Raw genomic sequence first — 16,172 nt, 5'->3', positions numbered from 1 at the left:
CCGTTGGCGGAATCGGTGCGACGACTATGTGTGGTAGGCGCGCAACAGGGCGCGGGTGCGCGCCCGGCCCTCCGACGACGAATCGAACGTCGCCGCGACGTACTCGTCGACACCCGCCGCCGCCAGTTCGTCGAGGCGGCCGCGCACCGTCTCCTCGTCACCGATGATGGCGGCGTCCTCGGGACCGGCGTAGCCCTCGCGATCGAGCATCGCGCGATACGACGGCAGGTGACCGTAGACGGCGAACTGCTCGGCCGCCTGCTTGCGGGCCGCGTCGACGTCGTCGGTGACACTGATCGGCAGAGACGCGGCGACGCGAACCGCGCCGCTCCGACCGGCGCCCTCCGCGGCCTCACGCAATGCCGGCCCGACATGCTCGGCCAGTGTCTTCGGGCCGGTCATCCACGTGCAGGTTCCCGAGGTCCGCCTGCCGGCGATCTTCAACAGCTGTGGGCCGAGCGCCGCGATGTAGACCTCGGGCCGGGGTGCCCCGGAGATCATCAGGGCGCCGCGGGTGGTGACCGTCTCCCCCGCCGCTTCGGCGGCCTCACCGGCCAGCAGGGGCAGCAGTCCGTCAAGGTATTCGTTGAGCCGGCGTACCGGCTTGTCCCACGGGATTCCCCACATCCCTTCGGTGACCGCCTGATGAGTCATCCCCAGCCCCAGCGTGAATCGGCCGCCCGAGGCGAGGCTCAGAGTGAGGGCGCGCTGCGCCATGAGCATCGGATGCACGTTCTGGATGGGCACCACCCCGCTGGCGACTTCGATGGTGTCGACTTCATGCAAGGCGATCGCGAGCACCTCGAAAAGGTCTGGCTCGTAGGGTAATTGACTCATCCACACCCGCTTGAATCCCTCGTCGCGAAGCATTGCCAGGTTGGCGATCGTCGCATCGATCGGTGAGCCGCTGCCCGAACCACTGAGTTGGGAGAACATGCTTACCTGCATCACGAACACGCTCCTTTGCGTCCCTGTCCGTCATCGCGCCGCTCAGGTGATCGACCCGATCCGCACCTCACTCTGCTGCACACAGGCGGCCGACATCAAGCACGTCTGACCGGGGTCGACCAACCGTGACATCTCAGTGACGAACGCGTCAGTTCGGTTCCCCGGGTTGTCGATCTTCCACAAGCTGGTCTGTACATGGTCGCCGTCGGTCGGGAAGCGAGGTAAGCCGCTGTGCTGCACCGGATGACCTTGCTGGCTCTGGCAGCACCGGGTCGGATCGTGGCGTGCGCGGTCTTCGTGATGATCGCGGCGGGCCTGTTCGGTGCCTCGGCGGCAGGCAACCTCAAGGCGGGCGGCTTTGTGGATCCCGCTGCCGAATCCGCGCAGGCAACGCGCATTCTGACCGACACGTTCGGCCAGGGCGACATGCAGCTGGTCTTCACCGTCACCGACCCACAGAACGCTCAGAGCGCGGCCGCTCGCGCCGTCGGGACAGCCATCGCCGATCGCGCGAGCAAGGACCCAGCCGTCACCGCGGTGGCCTCGCCGTGGACGGCACCGGCGGCGGTATCCGGATCGCTGATCAGCACGGATGGCCGATCCGGACTGGTCGTGGTGGGTCTTCGTGGCGGCGAGGACGCCGCACCCCGGCATGCGCAGCGCCTGGCCGAGGCCGTCGCGGCCAGTCGGGACGGCAAATACCCCCAGGTCGACGTGATGGCGGGCGGCTCGGCGATGGTCTTCTCACAGATCAATTCGCAGACCCAGCGCGACGTGGTGGTCATGGAGTCGATCGCGATACCCCTGACGTTCGTGGTGCTGATCTGGGTGTTCAGAGGCGTATGGGCCGCGCTGCTGCCGGTGTCGGTCGGCACGTTCTCGATCGTGGGCTCGCTGGCGTTGCTCCGCGTCATCGCGTCGATCACCGACGTGTCGGTCTTCGCTCTGAGCCTCAGCGCGGCGCTCGGACTCGCTTTGGCGGTGGACTACACCCTGCTCATCCTCAGCCGGTACCGGGACGAGATCGCCGCCGGTGCGCAACCGAACGCCGCCCTGCTGGCCACGATGGCGACGGCGGGGCGAACTGTTCTGTTCTCCGCGCTCACCGTGGCGATGTCGATGGCCGCGCTGGCGGTGTTTCCGCTCTACTTCCTCAAGTCGTTCGCCTACGCCGGCGTAGCCACGGTGGCGCTGTGTTCCCTTGCCGCGATGGTGATCACGCCTGCGGCGATCGTCCTGCTGGGCAGCCGGCTGACCGCCCGAGACGCCGGCGGCAAGCACCGTCGACCCGACGACCGATTCTGGTATCGCACAACGGTATTGATGACGGGACGCGCCGGGATCGTCGCGGTGCTGGGCTCGGCCGCCTTGCTGACGCTGTGCCTACCCTTCCTGGATGTCCGCTGGGGGCTGCCCGATGAGCGGGTGCTGCCGACTTCGGCATCGGCTCACCAGGTGGGCGACATGCTGCGCTCCGACTTCACCGAGAAGGCCGAAGGCGCAATAAAGATCGTCGTGCCCGACGCCGCAGGGCTGTCGAGCCAGGACATCGACACGTACGCCATGGCCGTGTCACAGGTGCGCGGCGTCGCCGAGGTGAGCACCCCGACGGCTGTCTTCGCCGCCGGGGTGCGCGCGGGTCCGCCGGCAGGAATGGCAGCCGTGCGCGATGGATCGGCCTTTCTGACGGTCAACACCACCGAGTCGGCGTTCTCCCCCGAGGCGGTCGACACCCTCCGCGGCGTCAAGGCGGTGCCGGGCCCGGGCGGCCGAGACATCTGGTTGACCGGTGCGACGCAGGTCGGCCAGGACAGCGTGGCCGCGATCACCTCGCGACTGCCGGTGGTGCTGGGCATCATCGCCGCGGTCATGTTCGCGGTGATGTTCATCCTGACCGGCAGTGTGGTGCTGCCGGTCAAGTCATTGGTCCTGACGCTACTGTCGCTGACAGCGTCGTTCGGGGCTCTGGTCTGGGTGTTTCAGGAAGGTCATCTCGGGGCGCTGGGCACGACGGTCACCGGAACGCTGGTCGCCAACATGCCGATCCTGCTGTTCTGCATCGCGTTCGGGCTGTCGATGGACTACGAGGTCTTCATCGTTGCGCGCATCCGTGAGTTCTGGCTGGCCAGCGATCGAACTCGGCTGGCCAACGACGAAGCCGTGGCGCAGGGGCTTGCTCACACCGGCCGGGTGGTCACTGCCGCCGCCGCGATCATGACGATCTCGTTCGGCGCGCTGTTCGCGGCCAAGGTGTCCTTCATGCGCATGTTCGGAGTGGGTCTGACCTTGGCGATCGTCCTCGACGCCACGGTGGTGCGGATGATGCTTCTGCCCGCCTTCATGCACCTGTTGGGCCGGCACAACTGGTGGGCACCGGCTCCGATTGCCCGCTGGCATGCCCGCATCGCCGGTCATCCGACGCCGCGGCCGGAGCCGCTTAAGAAAGAACCCATCCATGGCGGCGTCGACTCCGAATGATGGATGCCATCGTTTGCCTCAGGAAGGGCCATCGTTTGCTTCAGGAAGGATTGGGCCGTTGACCAGCGGTGACAGAGCCGGGACACCAGTCATGACGCACAACGTCGGGACACCGGGTGCGCAGCACACGTCCACCAGCCCCCTTTCAGCCGAGTCGACCCGCTGGCTCGACGACGTGCGGGCCGCGGCGCGCGCCCACGTGGGGGATTTCGTGCGGACCGAGTGTGTGCCGCGGCTGGCGCACTCGGGCGTAGACACCGCGGGTGACGTCCTGCAGGACTTCGTGGACGGGGGCAAGTATCTGCGCTCGACGTTCATGTATCTGGGCTGGTTGTCGGGTGCCGAGGCCAGCGAGGCCGCACTGCGGGCGTCGGCCAGCTTGGAGTTGCTCCACGCGTTCGCGCTGATCCAGGATGACGTGATGGACGGTTCGGTGATGCGCCGGGCCAAGCCGTCGGTCCACGTCCGGTTGCGGCAATGGCATCGCGACCGCTCCCTCGGCGGGCCCGCCGACCGTTTCGGCGAGTCGGCGGCGACACTGCTGGCAGACCTGTGCCTGGTGTGGGCCGAGCAGATGCTGCGGCGCAGCGGCGTCGACGCCGATGCCCTGGCCCGGGTGTGGCCGCGCTACGACGACATGCGCGTCGAGTTGGCCGTCGGCCAGTTCGCGGACCTGGTGGGCGGTTCCGGCGGCCTGCCGACGCTGGACGCCGTGCTGGACATGCTGCGCCGCAAGTCGGGGAACTACACCGTGCGGCGACCCTTGGAGCTCGGCGCGGAGATGGCGGGGTGTGACGCCGCGGTCCTGGATGCGCTGTCGGGATACGGCGCAGCCATCGGTGAGGCCTTTCAGCTGCGCGACGACGTGCTGGGCGTCTTCGGATCGCCCGAGGTGACCGGGAAGTCGGCATGCACAGACATGGAGTCCCACAAAGCGACCAGTGTGCTCGTCGCTGCGCGCGAGCTGGCTGAGCCACGGGTGCGTTCACAGCTCGACGAGCTGCGGGCTCTGCCCGAACTCGACGACGATGCCGTCGAGCGCTGGCGCGCCCTGGTGCGCGCCAGCGGCGCCGTGCAGTGGGTCGAGGACCGGATTCTCCAGTTGCGCACCCGCGCGCTGAATCTGCTTGACGGCGTTCAGATTCCAGAACAACCGCGCAGCGCACTGGCCGGCATGGCGCACGCGTGCACGGTGCGGGTGGCATGATGTACGACGACCGACCGAAGCCACGGTGAGACCCATGATCGGCTCCGAACTCGACGCCGCCGGTGTGCACCAGCCCGCGCTCCGCGAGGCCTACCGGCAGTGCCGCGTGCTCAACGCCCGGCACGGCAGGACCTTCTTCCTGGCCACCCGCCTGCTCGCCCCCTATCAGCGCCCGGCGGTGCACGCGCTGTACGCCTTCGCCCGTCGTGCCGACGACATCCTCGACGATCGCGACACCGGCCTGAGTCCGGACCAGCGCACCTCGGAGCTCACCGCGCTGTCGAACAAGCTGTTCACCGGTCTCGTCGACCACGAACCGTGCGATGACGACCCCATCCTGGCGGCAGTCGTCGACACCGCACGGCGATACTCCATCGGTTGGGAGTTGTTCGACGACTTCTTGGCCTCGATGCGGATGGACCTCACCGTCACCGACTATCCGGATCGCAGCGCCCTCGAGCGCTACACGTACGGCTCAGCCGAGGTCATCGGCTTCCAGACGTTGCCGGTTTTGGGCACCGTCGTGCCGCGCGAGGAGGCCGCACCGTACGCCGCGGCTCTGGGAAAAGCCTTTCAGCTGACCAATTTCCTGCGCGATGTCGACGAAGACCTCGCTCGCGGCCGGGTGTATCTGCCCGCCGACGAGCTGGCCGCGCACGGAGTCGACCGCGACCTGCTGTCGTGGTGCCAGGCGCACCGGCGAACCGATGCACGGGTACGTTCGGCGCTGATGGAACAACATGCGCTCACTCGCGCCGTGTATGCGCAGGCGCGGCCGGGAATCGCGATGCTGGCACCGATTTCGCGACCCTGCGTCGAGACCGCATTGACCCTGTACTCCAAGATCTTGTCGCGCATCGAAGCGCTGGACTTCGAGATCTTCACCGAGCGGGCCACCGTGGGCACTCCGCAGCGTGTCGTCGTCGCCGCGGGCGGCCTCGGACGGGCCTGGGCCGCCCGCATCCGTGACAGGAGCCGTTGAATGGGTTCCTGTGGCGCCGCGATTCGGCCTGAGCCGCGATGGCGGTAGTACTGGCCTACACCGCACCCGCGCTGGGGCACCTCTTTCCCTTTTGCGCGCTGTTGACCGAGCTCGCGTCGCGCGGTCACCGGGTGCACGTGCGCACGCTCGCCGCGGGAGTAGAGCTGTGCCGCCAGTTGGGTTTCGAGGCCGAGGCCGTTGATCCGCGCATCGAGGCGCTGCAGAGCGCAGGCCCGGCCGCCAGCGGGGTGCTGCGGGCGGCAGGCAACACGGTGCGCGTGCTGGGGCAGTGCGCACAGTACGAAGTCGACGACTTCCACGACGCGGTCGCCGCGGTCGAACCCGATATCTGCCTGATCGACGCCAACAGCTGGGGAGCCCAGTCGGCCGCCGAGACGATGCCCGGACCGTGGGTGGTGCTCAGTCCGTTCATCCCCTACCTGCGGTCCCCCGGCTCTGCGCCGTTCGGCGCCGGTGTCGCACCCCGCCCCGGCCCGGTCGGCTTCGTGCGCGACTGGGGTATCCAACTGGTCACCAGTGTGGTGTTCGACGTGCCCTTCAGATCCGAAATATCGCCGGTGCGAAGACGTTTGGGGCTGCCGAAGGTCCGCAGCGCCGGCCGGCTGCTGCGACGGGCCCCGGTGCTGCTGATCGCGACTGGGAAGCCGTTCGAGTACCCGCACACCGATTGGGGCCCGAACGTGGAGCTGATCGGTCCGGCCGCCTTCGATCCACCCCGCACCGGAGACGAATCCTGGCTCGATGACATCGACGACCCCGTCGTGCTGGTGACAACCTCCTCGTTGGCCCAGGCCGACAACGAACTGGTCGGCACCGCCATCGACGCACTGGAAGGACTGCCGGTGCACGTGGTGGCGACACTGCCCGGCGGCGGGAACGTCGATGTGCGGCAACGCCCCGGCGCGACCCTGTCGCGCTTCACCGCGCACTCGGCGATCCTGGACCGTACCGTGTGCGTCATCACCCACGGCGGGATGGGCATCACGCAAAAGGCTTTGGCCCGTGGAATTCCGGTCTGCGTGGTGCCGTTCGGGCGCGACCAGTTCGAAGTGGCGCGCCGGGTCGAGATCGCTCGGTGCGGGACGCGCTTACCGGCCCGCCGGCTCACCAGACAACGCCTGCGCTCAGCCGTCGAAGAAGCGATGACGATGGGTGCGGGTGCGGCCAGGGTGGCAGCCGGGTTCGAGGCCACCGGCGGGGTGCGACACGGCGCCGACCGCGTGGAGGGCCTGCTGCAGAAATGGCCGCTGCGAACGCCGTGACCCAGGCGGATTGTTTATCTGGGCCTGCTAACGTGCACGCCGCCGCGCGGGGCGGCGCTCAGCGCGTACAGGCGGTGATGACGAGGTGGACAGAGGCGAGGTGAGCCGGCGCCGAATGCTGTTGCTCGCCGCGACGGTGGTCGCCGGTGGCGCAGTTACCGCCGCCGACTGGATCTACGACCGCCCACAACACGCGCTCGCCGGTCAACCGGCCCCGTCGCATTCATCGTCGGCGCTTGCGGGGACGACGGCCAAGCCGGCTCTGTCACCCCCACAGTCACCGCGAATCCTACCGCCACCTGATCCTCGCCACCGCGTCCGCCTACCCGCCAACGGAGTGCTCAGCCGTCTACCCGCCAACGACGACACCATGGCCCTCACCGTCGATGACGGCGTGAGTAGCGAGGTGGTGCGGGACTACATCCACTTCGCCCGGGACACCGGGGTTCGGCTGACGTTCTTCCTCAACGGGGTGTACCGGTCCTGGACCGAGAACCGAGACGAGCTACGTCCGCTGGTCGACTCCGGGCAGATTCAGCTCGGCAACCACACCTGGTCGCACCCCGACCTCACCACGGTGTCCAGGTCGAGAATCCGCGACGAACTCACCCGCAACGACCGCTTCGTCAAAGACACCTACGGCGTCAACACCGCGCCGTATTTCCGTCCCCCCTACGGCAAGCACAACACGTCGGTGGACGCGGTCGCCGCCGACCTCGGCTACACCGTCCCGACGTTGTGGTCGGGATCCCTGGCCGACTCCACAGTCATCACCGAGGACTACATCGTCACGATGGCCAACCAGTACTTCACACCGCAGATGATCGTGCTGGGCCATCTCAACCATGCGCCGGTGACCCATGTCTACGGTCAGCTCGTCGACATCATTCGCGCGCGCCACCTGCGCACCGTCACGCTCAATGACGTGTTTCTGCCCCCGCACTGAGACTCAGCGAACGCTGCAGGATCGCTGCGCCGATTCCGCCGGCCGGGAGCCGCGGATGTGAATGCACGCCGCCAGCCACTGCAGAGCGGCGGCGAATGACCGCCCGGCGAACGGCCAGTCGTGCTTGCCGGGGTAGGCCTCGACCGCGCACCGGATGTTCTGTGTGCGCCCGAGGTCGCAGAGCCTGTTCGCGACGCTGCGTTCGTTCTCGTTCGCGCCGGTGACCCCGCCGCCGGCGTCGACGCGTGCACCAGAGACCGTGAATAATGCGGCGACTCCCTCGTATCGACCGTGGTTTGCCATCACGGTGGCGGGGTCGAATGCGTCCCACGCGCTCACGCTCCCACCGAAGAGCCGCGACACGGTCTGCGCTTTGTTGCCGCTGTTCGGCCCCATGTCGCCGGCGATGTCGACGAAGGTCCTGAACCGTTCGGGATGCATCACGGTCAAATCGATTGCGCACGTACCGCCTGCCGAGAATCCCACGATCGCCCAATCGGCTGGATCGGGGCTGACACCAAAGTGCGACGCCATGAACGGGGGCACTTCCTGAGCCAGATGCGTTGCGGCATCACCACGCGGTCCATCGACGCATTCCGTGTCGATGTTGAACGCGCCACCGGAGTCGACGAACACCGCGACCGGCGCGTTGCCGCCATGTTGTGCCGCATAGTCGTCCAGCGTGGCAACCGCGTCACCGGCGAGGATCCAGTCGGTCGGGGTGTTGAATTCGCCGCCGATCATCATGACAGCCGGAAGGCGCGGCGGCGGGTTGCTGATGAACCAGGCCGGCGGAAGGTATACCAACTCATTGCGGTGCTTGAATTTCACCGCACCGGTATCGATCATCACCGACACCACAACGCCTTTGGGAGGTAGCTTGCCCGCTCGTTGCATGGCGGTGACGGTGGCCGCGTCGGTCTGGCCGGGCAGTGCCGCGGCGAACAACTGGGTCCACGCTGCACCGACGGTGGGAACGTAGCCCAGCCACGCGTTTAATGATTGGCCGGCACACAGCGCCGCCAGCGGTACCGCAAGCACGGAAACCACACGCCGCCACCAGCGGATGCCCTGCCAGCCGGCCAGCAGCACCAGAGCGGCCGCACCGGTAATCGCGAGCCAGCCCCAAAACGCGACGGGCGCCGGCTCGCCGGCAACGCCCTCTGTCGAGATCAGTGCATACGCCCACAGCGCCAGGAGGGAACCGCACAGCACCGCGGCCGGACCCCAGAGCAGCCACCACTTGCGCGACCGGGCTCCGATCGCCACGATCAGTGCGGCTCCGGCGGCCGCCTGCAGCACCACCGGGATCGGCTCGTGCATCAACGAAATGTGCACCAGGCCAAGACTTGACCCCCAACCTGTCGGGCCGTCTGCAACAAACACCGCACGCCTCCGCGTTGAAGCTGGTGAGCCGACATTGCGATGCCGGAATCGGATACATCTCCACGCGGCGCCATGACGAGTCGGTGAATGCACCACCTCTGCGCCGTATCAGCAAGCTGAACAATGCAGCCGTGCGTCGTTGAGCGGCTAAACGAGTCCGAGTCTTGCCGCCTGCGCCACCGCCGCCGTCCGGGACGTCGCCCCCAATTTGCGGCGAATGTTCGCGACGTGGCGGTGCACGGTGTGCGGGCTCAGCTGGAGGTGCTCGGCGATCTCGCGATCGCCGAGACCGTGTGCGACGCAACCGAGAATTTCGCGTTCCCGCAGTGACAGCAGGACGGCTTCATGGCCGGCATCGGGCTCCGCCGTCTGATCGGGATTCAGCCCCTGGCGGCAGGCCCGAATGACCGAATCGACGTCACCGTGCCAGGGAAAGTGCGATTGCCCCTGCAGCGGAATGAACTTCGCACCGGGAATCGCGGCCGCGACCTCGCGTCCGAGCCGGTACGGGACCGCGCGATCATCACGCCGGTGCACGACCGTCGCCGGCCGGCGCACCCGCGGAAGATGCGCGCGGACATCGAAGCCGTACACCAGGCTCAACAGTTCGGCGGCGGTGTCCGCGGACGCCGACTCGCGCTGCAGCCGCGCGAAAACCTCATGCTCCCCCGCCTCGGCACTGCCGAGGAAGATATCGCTGAGCATCCGCGAACCGAGCCCCCAGTGCGCGCGTACCGCCGCCACGATCGCGTCGCCGACCCCGGGGGCCGTCAGCTCCTCACCGTGCGGGTACGACCCGTACAGCACCAGCCGCTCCACGCGATCCGGGAACGCCGCGGCGAAGGCCGTCGCGGTACAGCTGCCCGATGAACCGCCGATCAGCGACACCCGGTCAAGCCCGAGCTCGTCGACCAGTGCACGCAACGTCGCGACCTCGCTGTCGAGGCTCCTGTCGAGCTGCCGTACGTCGCGGTCCGACATTCCGGCCCCGAGCCGGTCATAGCGAATCAGGGTGTAGCCGTCCGCGACCCCCTCCCAGAACCGCCGCACGCCGGGGTTCCGCCAGTCCAGTTCGAGGTGGCTTATCCACCACGCGGGAGCCACCAGCGGCGGACCGTCGCCGCGCACCTCGTACGCCAGACGCCGCTCGCCAATCGGCAGGAAGCGAATCTCGGATTTCTCGAGCATCGCCGTTGAGCGTACGACGGCCTTATCGGGGCGGATCGCCCTTCCACAGGAAGCTGTTGACATCGTGCCGAGATCCTGCGCGAGTTCCAGATTCGCGCCGGACGGCACGCCGGTCACGTTGAGCGTGGTACGGCCCGATGGGCCAACCGCAACGCGGACTCACGGCGACTCGGCCTCGGCGCAGCTCGCGATGGCGGCGGTGGTGGTGGTGGTGGTTCACCATCGGTCTCTCCCCCGATGCCGAGATGGACGGTGGCCATCAGACGATGGCCACCGTCCACCTCGAGATGGGTTGTGCCGCTAGGACTGAATCTGTCCGAGGGTGACCTGCACCGTGCGTGACGCGCCCGACGGGTCGTTGTAGGTCAGCGTGACGTTGTCGCCGGGCGCCTTGGAATGGATGGCGGCGACGAGCGCCTCCGGGCCGTCGATCACCAAGTTGTCGACCTTCGTGATCACCGCACCCTTCGACATGCCTGCCGCAGCCGCCGGGCTACCGTCCGCGACACCGGCGACCAGTGCGCCCCGGGCGCTGTCGTCGGAGCTGAGCTGAACGCCGAGCGAGGCACGCTGCACGGTCCCGGTCGAAACCAGTTCGTCGGCAATACGTTTCGCTTGGTCAACCGGGATAGCGAAGCCGAGGCCGATCGATCCGCTCTGGGCCGCCTGCGAATCCTGGCCGCCACCAAGGGATGCGATCGCGGAGTTGACGCCGATCAGATCACCGTTCATGTCCACCAGCGCGCCGCCGGAGTTGCCGGGGTTGATCGCCGCATCGGTCTGGATGGCGCTCATGACCGAATGCTGGCCGGACTGCCCGTCACCGGTCGCGACCGGACGGTCCAGCGCGCTGATGATGCCCGTTGTCACGGTGCCCTGCAGACCCAGTGGGGAGCCGACCGCGACGACGTTCTGGCCCACCTTCAGATCCTTCGACGATCCGATCGTGATCGGGGTGAGCCCCGAAACGTTCTGAGCCCGAACCACCGCGATGTCGTCGGTCGGGTCGGCGCCGACGACTGTGAACGGCACGGTCCGGCCGTCGGAGAACGTCACGGTCGCGGCCATGCCGCCGCCGCTCTGGCCGAGCGACCGGCCGCCAGGTCCGTCGGGGAGTTGGCCGTCCGGCGCGTCCCCGGCAGGCATCGGCGTACTACCCGCGCCCTGCGCAGCGGCAGCGACGACGTGATTGTTGGTCAAGATCAGCCCGTCGGAGCTCAGGATGATTCCGGACCCCTCTTCACTGCCCTGACCAGTGGTGATCTGCAGTTTCACCACGCTGGGCAGCACCTTGTCCGATACCTGCTCGACCGAACCGACAGGTGCCGAGCCGGCCGGCTGGCCGGCAACCGCGGTGTTCTTCGGCGCCGGAGCCCCGGCCGCGAGCTGCCCCTGTGGGATAGCCGTCGGGCGTCCGGAGTGATCGACCACCGCAACCGCGCCGGCAGCCCCGGCGATCATCGCAACCACGGCCGTTCCACCGACCAATACACCCACCCGCGACTTCATCCGTTGCCGAGGATTTTGCTGTGACGTGGATCTCCCACCCCTGGGCTGAGCCCCGTAAGGAGGGGGATACATCTGCGTCGTGTCGGTGGCGCCGTAACCGTATTGAGACCCGGCTGAGTGCCACTGTCGTGAATTAGAATGTTCCACAGAATCTTTCGGCTGCCACGGGTAGTGGCCTTCCTGCGGCGAGTGTCCTGACCTGTAGTCCATTGTGTTCAGCTTCGCTTTCTCGTGACAAGGATCATCTGCGCCCCGCGGCGCCTGAAAGCAGTTTGCCTATGCCATCTGAGGCTTTGCTGAGAATGAGTTCGGTGTGAGCCAAGACTTTCGCCGAATCAATCCGCTGTAGCGTGACGAGCGTGAACTTCTCCCGCCTGCCCTCTGTTGTTGCCTTTGGTGCCTGCACTGCCGCGTTTGCCGTGACTCTTGCGGCCTGCGGCTCCGACACCACCCCGTCGGCGAGCAAGTCCTCGACCGTCCCGGCGGTCTCCGCCACCGTCACGCAGGCGGCAGGCCCGGATGCCAGCTGCCCGACCGCTCCGCCGGCCAACCCGGGAGCGCCGGAGTGGACGTTGCCCGGCGCGACCGGCAGTGTCGCTGTCACCGGATCGACGGACACCGCGGCCCCGGTCGTCACGGTGACTGCCCCCTTCAGCGTGAACGCGACCGAGGTGCACACGCTGCAAGCAGGTAGCGGACCGGTGGTCGCGCCGACGGCCACCGTGTCGGTCTGCTACGAGGGGGTCAACGGCCGCGATGGCAGCGTCTTCGACAGCAGCTACCAGCGTGGCGAGCCGGCCCAGTTCTCGCTCGACGGCGTCGTTCCCGGCTTCCAGAAGGCCATCGCGGGCCAGAAGGTCGGATCGACCGTCGCGGTCGCCATGGTGTCCGCCGACGGCTACCCGCAAGGCCAGCCGCGGGCCGGCATCCTGCCGGGTGACACACTGGTCTTCGCCATCAAGATTCTCAGCGCGTCGTAGCCGGACTACGGCACACAGGTGCCGTGCAGGCCGTTCACCAGCGCGTAGATCTCGTCCTTCTTCTGGTCCGCATAGTCGATCGCGGTCCAGGTCGACGGCTGTGGCCAGGCGTTCGACACCGTCGGCCCGTAATTTCCGTAACCGTAGCCGTCGCCATATCCGTAACCGGGCGAGACGACGAACAGCGCGCTTACGGCGTCTCGCATGTCGTCGGTGGCCCGGCGGAGGTCCACCAAGGCCGGAGCCAGGCCCGGGACGATGCCGGGGCCGTTGACGTCTTCCATGTAGTGGACGCCGTGACTGATCATCGCGAGCTTCACGTTCGTGTCGCGCTGCTGGGCGGCTCCGCTGGCATAGGGCGAGCTGATCACGATCCGCACTCCGCCGATACCTGCGTTGATGTCGTCGTCGAGGCTCTCGCGGACTTGGTCGAGCACCCCGCAGGGCACTCGGCCGGGATCGGCGGCGACCGGCGGCGCCACGACGGTCGAGGTGCAGGTCACGAGTGCCGCGACCGCCATCAGTTGGGTTTGCTTCATAGTCCACCTACGTACTGGGGCATCACCGTTGATGCCTGTACATAGCTGGAATTGACGGCGATGTTACCGCCGTTCAGGAATTAGCCGAAGTTACCGGGCGACGGGCCAGTCCCAGACCGACATGTCGCCGGGCGGGTAATTCATGCAGACGTCGGTGGCCTTGGCGACGACGCCTTTGTTGTTGAAGAACAGCTTGGCCCAGTTGCCCCAGCGGGTCGCGACGAACTCGTAGTAGACGTTGGTCGCGGTGTCCTCGGAGTACTGCCGGCGCGCGACGGGGTCGAGCGAGAAGAACCAGTGGATGCGATCGAAGGCGAGCTGCTGCACATCGGCGGGCCGGTTACTGCGGTCGATCATGTAGCGCTCGAAGTACACCGGACTGGTGTCGCGTGCCGCGGCCATGTACTGCTCGACATCGCACTGGGTGATGATGATGCGGTGCGGGATCGGGAAGTCGTCACTGGCATCGGCGGCAGCGGGGCCGGCGGTGATGACGCTTGCAGCCGCCGCCGCACTCAGCGCGAGACCTGCCAGCTTCGCGCGACTCATCAAACCAGCCATCGTTCTCCTGCCCTATACCTAAAACCTTAAGCGCGCTAACTATATAGCGGTCCACATCGCAGTATCCACCCCTGCCCGCGATTGGACGGCGAATGTGACGAGTGAGACTCGCCGCCGGAAACAGCTCAGCCGCCGTTGGTCACCGGGTTGGACGACAAAGTGATGAATTGGTCGTTGATCCACACACCCCAGCGGCCGCCCCACATGTGCGTCCACACCACCGGATGGCCGGCCCACACCTCAGCCGGTTTGCGGGGTGCCCAGTCCGGGGCCACCTCGCCCGCGTTCTGATCCGGTGGCGGCGGGTCCGCGCTCGCGGGCGCGATACCGATCGCGAGTCCCACCGCGAGTGCGCCGACAGCGGTCAGCGCGGTTCTGATCAAGGTCATGAGCACGACTCCAACGTCCGGACGTCATCGAGATACTTAGCAAGCATAACCAGCAGGCGGCGCAGGTAATCCCCTACCCCGGAACGTCGCGCGTCGCGCGGTCAGGGCGTCGGTGCGGGCGTCGCCGTGATGGGGGCAGGCTGGCCGGGGGTGTTGAACTCATAGCCCGGCGGCGGCGGACCATTCAGCGGGTAATAGCCCGGCGGCAGCGCCGGAGTTCCGGGTGGCGGCGGTTTACCCGGTCCGGAATCACTCGGGGGCGCCTCCGAACCGGGCGCGGTATAGGACTTGTATCCGGGCGGCAGCGGCGGCGGCGCTCCAGCACCCGGTGGCGGCGCGACCGAGCCGCCGGCCGATGCGGACTCGTCGGGCCCGTAGTACGGGTCGCGGACGTTATGCCACATGTCCTTGAGTGAGCCGAGGATGCCGGGGGTGTTGTGCGAACCGTAGCTCGGGTTGGGGATCTCGGGCACCGAGGGCGGCGCCCCGGGCGGCGGAGGTGCGGGTGCGGGTGGAGCCGCCGGATCGACCGGCATCGCCACCGGTTGACCCGGCGGGACGGCGGCAGGATCCGACGGGACCGGAATGGGCGTCGGTGTCATCGGGTCGGCGGCGGCCACCGCGGCTCCGGCGAGGGCAGCGCCGACGGTGACGCTCGCGATGGCGACTGCGTGGACAAATGCCGCGGTGCGGTGCCGTTCACTCATGAATCCGGCGGTCCTCTCGATCTCCCTGCGAAGGGTTGCCCCTAGACGTAGAGGCATCGTCGCACACATCGGCCCTCGGCGTGCCGCGGCAAAGCCGGTGTACTTTCCGTCCTATCGCACGGCCGACACATCCCGTTTCAGCGCGCTGGGCCGGCTCAGACCTGATTGGTCTCGGTGCTGCCGGTGGCCGATCCCTTCAGGTAGCGGGTCGCAAAGCCGATCGACGCGACCGCCGCCACCCCACCGATGACGCCCCACAGGACGATCGGGAAGACCAGCGACCCGACGATGACGTGGTAGGTCACCGCCAGGTAGATCGACCAGAGCACCCGGTAGATCGACCAGAAGGCCAGCAGGCCGGTGCTGATCGCGATGTAGAGACTGTGCTGGCGCTCGACGCGGTCGATGTGCTGCGCGATGGGGGTCGGCACGATCTTCATGGGGTTCTTCCTCTCGTTGTCCGCCGCCTCGGTGGCGTCGATGAGAGAAGTGAAGAACTACCGGACTGCTACCGATCCCAACTCGGACCGGATCTGCCGACGGCTACAGCTCGTCGGAGAAGTCGGCGGTCAGCCAACGGTCGGGCCGGATCGTGAACAACACGTTGGCGTGGCCCGCCATGGATTGGACGAATTGACGCCCGCCTTCCTCACCGAGGTAGCGCACCGCGGTCTTCTCCAAGACCTCCGGCGGCGTCGGGTCGGTGGTGTCGACCAAGGTGCCCTCGACCACGACGTAGCGATAGGGCGGATCCTCGTCCTGAACCACGAGCGTGGCTGCGCCGGCCTCCGCGATCAGCCGCGCCTTGCGCGTCGACGGCCCGGTGGAGATCTGGATGTCCCCACCCGGGGTGTACTGGTACCAGATCGGAATGCTGGCCGGCGGCCGGCCGTCGGTGGTGGCGACGGACAGCACCGCCACATGTTTGGCGGCGAGGAACTCCTGCCGCTCGGACTCGGTCAGTTGTCTGGGCATATAGCGGCCAACTCCGCGATCTGCGGGGCTATTCCTGCGCGCACAACACCCCTCGACGGGTGGTGGGATTGTCGGCGCGGTTCGGTAGGGTCTG

Annotated in this window: 16 protein-coding genes; 6 read left to right on the top strand and 10 right to left on the bottom strand. The window is 67.5% G+C overall.

Going from position 1 to position 16,172, the window contains the following annotated elements:
- Positions 1-24 precede the first annotated feature (24 nt).
- Positions 25-948 carry a TIGR03564 family F420-dependent LLM class oxidoreductase gene (locus Y900_RS25545; RefSeq protein WP_036347812.1) on the bottom strand — a complete coding sequence of 308 codons (924 nt, stop codon included), beginning with the start codon at positions 946-948 and terminating at the stop codon, positions 25-27.
- 231 nt (positions 949-1,179) lie between these two features.
- Here Y900_RS25545 and Y900_RS25535 point away from each other — a divergent pair, with 231 nt between their 5' ends.
- The 5 genes from Y900_RS25535 (at position 1,180) to Y900_RS25515 (ending at position 7,844) form a co-directional block, all read left to right on the top strand.
- A complete protein-coding gene (locus tag Y900_RS25535) occupies positions 1,180-3,426 on the top strand; it encodes an MMPL family transporter (RefSeq protein WP_051660264.1) in 2,247 nt (748 codons plus the stop codon).
- Positions 3,427-3,517: 91 nt separating this feature from the next.
- A complete protein-coding gene (locus tag Y900_RS25530) occupies positions 3,518-4,633 on the top strand; it encodes a polyprenyl synthetase family protein (protein ID WP_051660263.1) in 1,116 nt (371 codons plus the stop codon).
- A 34-nt stretch (positions 4,634-4,667) separates the two neighbouring features.
- Positions 4,668-5,615, top strand: a complete 948-nt coding sequence (locus Y900_RS25525) for a phytoene/squalene synthase family protein (protein WP_036345229.1) — start codon at positions 4,668-4,670, stop codon at positions 5,613-5,615.
- A gap of 38 nt (positions 5,616-5,653) precedes the next feature.
- Positions 5,654-6,898, top strand: coding sequence for a glycosyltransferase (locus tag Y900_RS25520; RefSeq protein WP_036345228.1), 1,245 nt, complete (start codon positions 5,654-5,656; stop codon positions 6,896-6,898).
- A gap of 100 nt (positions 6,899-6,998) precedes the next feature.
- Positions 6,999-7,844, top strand: coding sequence for a polysaccharide deacetylase family protein (locus Y900_RS25515; protein ID WP_036347807.1), 846 nt, complete (start codon positions 6,999-7,001; stop codon positions 7,842-7,844).
- 3 nt (positions 7,845-7,847) lie between these two features.
- Here the strand turns inward: Y900_RS25515 and Y900_RS25510 are convergent, their stop codons facing one another.
- The 3 genes from Y900_RS25510 to Y900_RS25500 form a co-directional block, all read right to left on the bottom strand.
- Positions 7,848-9,167 carry an alpha/beta hydrolase gene (locus Y900_RS25510; RefSeq protein ID WP_051660262.1) on the bottom strand — a complete coding sequence of 440 codons (1,320 nt, stop codon included), beginning with the start codon at positions 9,165-9,167 and terminating at the stop codon, positions 7,848-7,850.
- A gap of 210 nt (positions 9,168-9,377) precedes the next feature.
- Positions 9,378-10,418 (bottom strand): alpha/beta fold hydrolase, encoded by a 1,041-nt coding sequence (locus Y900_RS25505; RefSeq protein ID WP_036345226.1) that lies wholly within the window; start codon positions 10,416-10,418, stop codon positions 9,378-9,380.
- Positions 10,419-10,718: 300 nt separating this feature from the next.
- Entirely contained in the window at positions 10,719-11,999 is a 1,281-nt protein-coding gene (locus Y900_RS25500) for a S1C family serine protease (RefSeq protein ID WP_081845234.1), read from the bottom strand.
- A gap of 287 nt (positions 12,000-12,286) precedes the next feature.
- Between Y900_RS25500 and Y900_RS25495 the strand changes: the two genes are divergently transcribed.
- Positions 12,287-12,907, top strand: coding sequence for an FKBP-type peptidyl-prolyl cis-trans isomerase (locus tag Y900_RS25495; RefSeq protein WP_036345224.1), 621 nt, complete (start codon positions 12,287-12,289; stop codon positions 12,905-12,907).
- Between the two features lie 5 nt (positions 12,908-12,912).
- Here Y900_RS25495 and Y900_RS25490 read toward each other — a convergent pair whose 3' ends face one another.
- The 6 genes from Y900_RS25490 to Y900_RS25465 all read right to left on the bottom strand — a co-directional run bounded on the left by Y900_RS25490 (position 12,913) and on the right by Y900_RS25465 (position 16,078).
- Complete coding sequence (locus tag Y900_RS25490) at positions 12,913-13,446, bottom strand: hypothetical protein (protein WP_036345221.1); 534 nt, start codon at positions 13,444-13,446, stop codon at positions 12,913-12,915.
- A 90-nt stretch (positions 13,447-13,536) separates the two neighbouring features.
- Entirely contained in the window at positions 13,537-14,007 is a 471-nt protein-coding gene (locus Y900_RS25485; protein ID WP_036345219.1) for a DUF5078 domain-containing protein, read from the bottom strand.
- A 125-nt stretch (positions 14,008-14,132) separates the two neighbouring features.
- Positions 14,133-14,396: a hypothetical protein gene (locus Y900_RS25480; RefSeq protein ID WP_036345217.1), complete on the bottom strand. Its 264-nt coding sequence runs from the start codon at positions 14,394-14,396 to the stop codon at positions 14,133-14,135.
- Between the two features lie 101 nt (positions 14,397-14,497).
- Positions 14,498-15,103: a hypothetical protein gene (locus Y900_RS25475; RefSeq protein ID WP_036345215.1), complete on the bottom strand. Its 606-nt coding sequence runs from the start codon at positions 15,101-15,103 to the stop codon at positions 14,498-14,500.
- A gap of 155 nt (positions 15,104-15,258) precedes the next feature.
- Complete coding sequence (locus tag Y900_RS25470) at positions 15,259-15,543, bottom strand: hypothetical protein (RefSeq protein WP_036345213.1); 285 nt, start codon at positions 15,541-15,543, stop codon at positions 15,259-15,261.
- A gap of 103 nt (positions 15,544-15,646) precedes the next feature.
- Entirely contained in the window at positions 15,647-16,078 is a 432-nt protein-coding gene (locus tag Y900_RS25465; protein ID WP_036345211.1) for a pyridoxamine 5'-phosphate oxidase family protein, read from the bottom strand.
- Positions 16,079-16,172: the final 94 nt, after the last annotated feature.

Origin of the sequence: Mycolicibacterium aromaticivorans JS19b1 = JCM 16368 (genome assembly GCF_000559085.1) — a bacterium.
Classification (GTDB): domain Bacteria; phylum Actinomycetota; class Actinomycetes; order Mycobacteriales; family Mycobacteriaceae; genus Mycobacterium; species Mycobacterium aromaticivorans.
The sequence above is the reverse complement of the archived record's forward strand: the minus strand, read 5'-3'. Positions and strand labels throughout refer to the sequence as shown.